Below are 5,614 nucleotides of genomic sequence, written 5' to 3' on the forward strand. Positions count from 1 at the left end.
AGTGCCGGCGGCAGCTGCGTAACCATCCATGTTGGACGGAAATCGCTGGCACCACCGTAGAAATTCATCTGATGCATATTACCAATCATCGTATGTGCAGAATGGATAACCTGCTTGGAAGGGCCGGTAGATCCGCTGGTATATGCCCGGAACAACGGACGATCTATATTTCTCTCCGCTTCCACTGTGCCATCAAATCCATCTCCCAAGGATAAAAAAGCATCCCAAGACATGGTACAAGGGCCATACGCCGGATCATCACTGTAAAGCGAATCGATATAGTCCCAACAATAATCAGGAATTTTTGTCCGATCTGCACTGTGCAGTGGGCTGAGCAAAACCGCACCATGTACACCAGCTTTGTTGCGATACGCATTCAAGTCATCATGCGGCAAGAAATCATGGGCAAAAATCATCTTGGCACCCGATTGTTTTACCGCGGCTACATTTTCTTCAATCGTATTATCGCGGCACAGCAGCGATGCGCCAATCCTCTCCGCCGCCAAAAGCAAATACAAAAATTCCGGAACCGCACGCAAGAACACCGGAATTTCATCCCCTTCGCCAAATCCCAAGGCACGCAATGCGCGGGCAGTCTTATCGACTTGTTCATTTACTTCTTTCCACGTAATATCTGTGCCGTAGTAATGCATTGCCGTGACATCGGCTCCTGGGCAGCGTTCTTCTAAGTACTCAGCAATTGTCTGCTCTGGAATGCACAATCCGTCAATCATCTGCGGCGGATAATATTGCATCCATGGGCGGTCTATACTCGGCTTGCCCGTCAACGTTTTTTTCATATGATATTTCCCCTTTCTGTTTTCAGTCCTATTCTTATCTCATCCGATAAAGGATAGTTTTAGTTTATCATGGAAATTCATGAATAAACTTGAATAAACTGGAAAAAGCCAAAATCAGGAAAATCTTATAAAAACTTGTTATTTATCGCTCATGATTTTGTATGTGTATCTAATAGCTTCATTTTATTCATTTGTTTTTTCTGCATAACTCAAAATATCAATCCGTTCAATCGCATCGTGAATAAAAGAGCGAATTGTGTCTGTCTCTGTACACACAATTTTGTTTTTCTCCGACCACATAGTCTCAAAAAAACGCAGAAAAATTGTTTTCATATCCGGATGATTAAAGACGGCAAGGTTGTTTATTCGATTCTCCGTGTGCAGTCTTGCATAGCAAACGGTATCCGACAAGAAGACACACTGCGTCACAGCATATTGAAAATCGGATACTAGACAGCCATGCACCATCTTGACACAAAAATTTTTTTGCTTTGTACACAGCTCATAAACATGCTGTAAACAATGCTTGCGCTGTTCCAGCGTAAGATGCACGGGATAGTCAAAGAAGTCTAATTCTCCATCCACGGCAAGATTAGTCAATGCTGAGCTGTGCAAAATAATGGATATAGGGGTTGTCTCCATTGTCTTTTTGATTAATATATGAAAATATCTCAATCGTTCTTCCTGAACGGTATTGTCCTGTTCTTTCACCTGCGCAAGCAGTTCTTCAAATAAATCATCTGGCAAAAAATGTTCTGTCAGATGCCCAATAATCCATTTTTGATTCAAAGAAAGTATGGCGCGTACATATGATTTTTTCTCTATCATCTTCTGCATCGTTGTGCTGCGGTACATCAGCGTCTCTCTCGTGCACAGGTCTCGAATGCTATCGTACATGGGGCTACAGTTTTCAGCAGCACTGCTAACCGTAACTGCCATGCAGCGGTCGGAATCCATCAACATACCGCTAATCATAAATTCATCTTTTACCGCAAAAATCAATCGGCCTGCTGCCTGTGCTCCTTTGTACAGACAGAAATCAATGCGCGCCATATCCGACATCATATTCAGAAGAAAAATCGGATCATATGTATCGTCGATTTTGTCCAGTGTTAAATCTACCATCAACGAAAAGTGCACATCCGGATAGGAAACATGCACATCGCGGCGAATATTTCCTTGAATAATTTGCAGCCGATACTCATGGGTAAGAGCAAGCAAATCCATTTCCGCTGTGATATTCAATTGGCTAACTCTTCGCAGGACAGGATGATGCATCTTAGAAATATACTGCGCGGGGCTTAGTTTTGCAAAAAATATTGTTTTCGGCTCAACAGATGAACCATATTCCCTCTGCATGTCTTGAACGAAATTATATTCTGCTTCTAGATTATCAAAAATGGTCTCTTCTAGTTCTATATCGTCCCAAACCTGATAATTTTCATACAGATTTTCTTTTCCTGTCTTAGAACTCAGCTGTACAATTTCTCTGCTGATACGCCGCAAAACATTTCGCTTATTTTTTTCTGCGGGAAGCATCCGTCCGCTAGTCCATTTGCTGATATAGCTCACATCATACTGTAAAGCTTTCGCCAACGTCACATTTTTAATCTCGCCCAAATTCATAACTTGTTCTAAAATCTGGCTAAATCTATTCTTTTTCGTTTCCATATCGCAGTCCCCCTAGCAAGAGTTTTTTGTTCTATTATATCACAATCAAGAAAATTCACAAAATTTCCATTTTCTTTTTTCCTCATTCTTTATGGAAAAAAGCTCCGCAGTGAAAAATCACTGCGGAGCCAGAGCCTTACATCTCTATCCATTCATCGAAACAAATTCGATGATTTTACTGATTCTTTTCCTGCATGGTGCAGTATCCCATCAGCATGGACGCTGCCTCAGCACGAGTTGCATTGCCCTTCGGATCGAGAATGACGCTGCCATCAGACAACTTCTTGCCGCCGATAATGCCATTCTGGTTTGCCCAAAGCATTGCATCGTAAGCCCAATCAGAAACCTGATCGGCATCTACAAAGTTGAGCGTACCATTGACTTCCGGTGTGCCTGCATAGTTGTACATGAATCTTGCGAACTGCTCACGTGTTACCTTGCTGTTCGGGTCAAAGGTCGTTGCGCTTGTACCGCCTGTGATCTTGTTCTCATATGCCCACTGTACAGCATTGAAGTACCACTGATCCTTTGCAACATCCTCATACGGATTGTTGTCGGAAACTGTTGCCGGGCAACCTTCCTTGTTGTAGAGGATCTGAACCATCATAGCACGAGTCAGATTTGCGTTCGGCTCAAAGGTCGTATCAGAAGTACCGGACATCAGCTTGTGCGTGTAAACGTAAACAACCTTCTCATAGAACCAGTCGTTCGTATTCACATCCGTGAACGGAAGCTGTACTGTGCCGCAACGAGTGCAAACGCCATTGACAAAGTCATGACCCAGAGCCGGAATTTCTACCGTCTTGGTGTCCTTGTATTCCTTGCCGTTGTAAGCTACGGTAGCAACAAGTACATTCTTGCCAGCCTCTTCACAAGTTGCTGCAACGCTGGTTGCCTCATCCTTTGTGATTACAGCATCAACCGTCTGCTTGTCATCGCCTCTCTTACAGGTCAGCGTTGCCTTTGCAGAGGAACTATCCTCTGCCCAGTTGAACGTAACCTCGTAATCGTGGCCAAGTGCATCAACAGTTGTTTCCTTACTGTCGGTTGCGGTAGCAAGTACATTGCCGTCCTTATCCTTCAGCTCTGCCTTTGCAGTGTAAGTTACCTTACCGCCAGTCGTGCAGGTTGCGTCAGCAGACTTTGCTTCAACTTCTGCATTCATGGTCTGCTTGTCGCCGCAATTCTCACAAGTAAACTCTGCGGTTGCCGTCTTGTAATCCTCGCTCCAAACAATTGCGCCCTTGTACTTGTGGCCCAATGCCGGAAGCTCAACAGTCTTAGTGTTGGTGTATTCCTTGCCATTGTAAGTTGCAGTAGCAACAAATACGTCCTTACCAGCCTTTTCGCAAGTTGCTGCAACGCTGTTTGCCTCGTCCTTGGTTACTACGGCATCAACAGTCTGTTTGTCGTCGCCTCTCTTACAGGTCAGCGTTGCCTTAGCAGAAGAAGCATCCTCTGCCCAGTCGAACTTAACCTCGTAATCATGGCCCAGTGCATCAACGGTTGTTTCCTTGCTGTCGGTTGCAGTAGCAAGTACCTTGCCGCTCTCATCCTTCAGCTCTGCCTTTGCGGTGTAAGTTACCTTACCACCAGTTGTGCAGGTTGCGTCGTCAGACTTTGCTTCAACTTCTGCATTCATGGTCTGCTTGTCGCCGCAAGCCTCGCAAACGAACTCTGCGGTTGCCGTCTTGTAGTCTTCGCTCCAAACAATTGTGCCCTTGTACTTGTGACCCAGAGCAGGCAGTACGATAGTCTTAGTATCCTTGTACTCCTTGCCATCGTAGATTGCGGTAGCAACAAATACATCCTTACCATCCTTATCGCAAGCCGCTGCGACGCTATTCGCTTCATCCTTGGTCACAGTAACTTCCGGAGTCTGCGTATCGTCACCCTTCTTACAGGTCAGCGTCAGCTTTGCAGAAGAACCATCCTCTGCCCAGTCGAACTTGGTCTCGTAGTCGTGACCGGTTGCCGGTACAGTTGCAGTTACCTTAGAAGCCTCAACGGTTTCGATAACCTTGCCGTCCTTGTCCTTCAGCTCTGCCTTAGCGGAAGCTGTAGTCTCGCCAGCCTTTGTGCAAGTCGGATCCGTGGTCTTAGAAGTTACTTCAGCCGGAACGTCTTCCTTGAAGTCGCAGCGAGAGCAGGTGAATTCACCTGTAGCCGCTGTATTGTTTTCGTTCCAGATGATAGTCTTCTTGTAGTCGTGACCCTGAGCCGGAAGCTCAACAGTCTTGGTGTCCTTGTACTCCTTGCCATCGTAAGTCACGGTAGCAACAAATACATTCTTACCAGCCTTTTCGCAAGTCGCTGCAACGCTGTTTGCCTCGTCCTTGGTTACTACGGCATCAACAATCTGCTTGTCGTCGCCCTTCTTACAGGTCAGGGTTGCCTTTGCAGAAGAAGCATCCTCTGCCCAGTCGAACGTAACCTCGTAATCGTGGCCAAGCGCATCAACCGTTGTTTCCTTGCTGTCGGTTGCAGTAGCAAGTACCTTGCCACTCTCATCCTTCAGCTCTGCCTTTGCATTGTAAGTTACCTTACCGCCAGTCGTGCAGGTTGCGTCGTCGGTCTCAACATCAATAGTTGCGTCTACAACCTGCTTGTCGCCGCAGGTATCGCAAACGAACTCTGCAGTTGCCGTCTTGTAGTCTTCGCTCCAAGTGATCGTACCCTTGTAGCTATGACCCAGAGCAGGCTTGGTGTCTACAACCTGGGTATCTGTTGCGGTTGCCAGAACCTTGTCGCCATCCTTCAGCTCTGCAGTTGCAGTTGCTGTGGTCTTGCCCTCAGTCGTGCAAGTCGGGTCAACGGTCTTGGTCTCAACAACAGCATTAACAGTCTGCGTGTCATCGCCCTTCTCACAGGTAAATACTGCCTGTGCGGTCTTGTGATCTTCACTCCACTTGATTTCGCTCTTGTACGCATGACCGGTTGCCGGAACGGTTGCAGTTACCTTGGAATGCTCAGCGGTTGCCAGTACAGTTCCGTTGTCATCCTTCAGCTCTGCCTTAGCCGTTGTTACGGTCTCGCCATCCTTCGTGCAAGTCGGATCGGTGGTCTTAGAAGTGATTGTAGCATCAACATCCTTCTTGAAGTCGCAGCGTGTGCAGGTGAATTCGCCTGTTGCAGCCGTGTCG

General features: G+C 46.5%; 3 protein-coding genes. All 3 read right to left on the bottom strand.

The annotated features are described in order from the left end of the window. Positions 1–800: AMP-binding protein (locus ACR0P9_RS06855; RefSeq protein ID WP_432618586.1), on the bottom strand; the 800-nt coding region annotated here is incomplete at its 3' end. Positions 801–983: 183 nt separating this feature from the next. Then, on the bottom strand, positions 984–2,471 hold the full coding sequence (locus ACR0P9_RS06860) for a hypothetical protein (RefSeq protein WP_432618588.1): 1,488 nt from the start codon (positions 2,469–2,471) through the stop codon (positions 984–986). Between the two features lie 175 nt (positions 2,472–2,646). Further along, the coding region (locus ACR0P9_RS06865) for an S-layer homology domain-containing protein (protein WP_432618590.1) at positions 2,647–5,614 on the bottom strand (2,968 nt) is incomplete at its 5' end.

The organism is Butyricicoccus sp., assembly GCF_050872565.1.
Taxonomy (GTDB): domain Bacteria; phylum Bacillota; class Clostridia; order Oscillospirales; family Butyricicoccaceae; genus Butyricicoccus_A.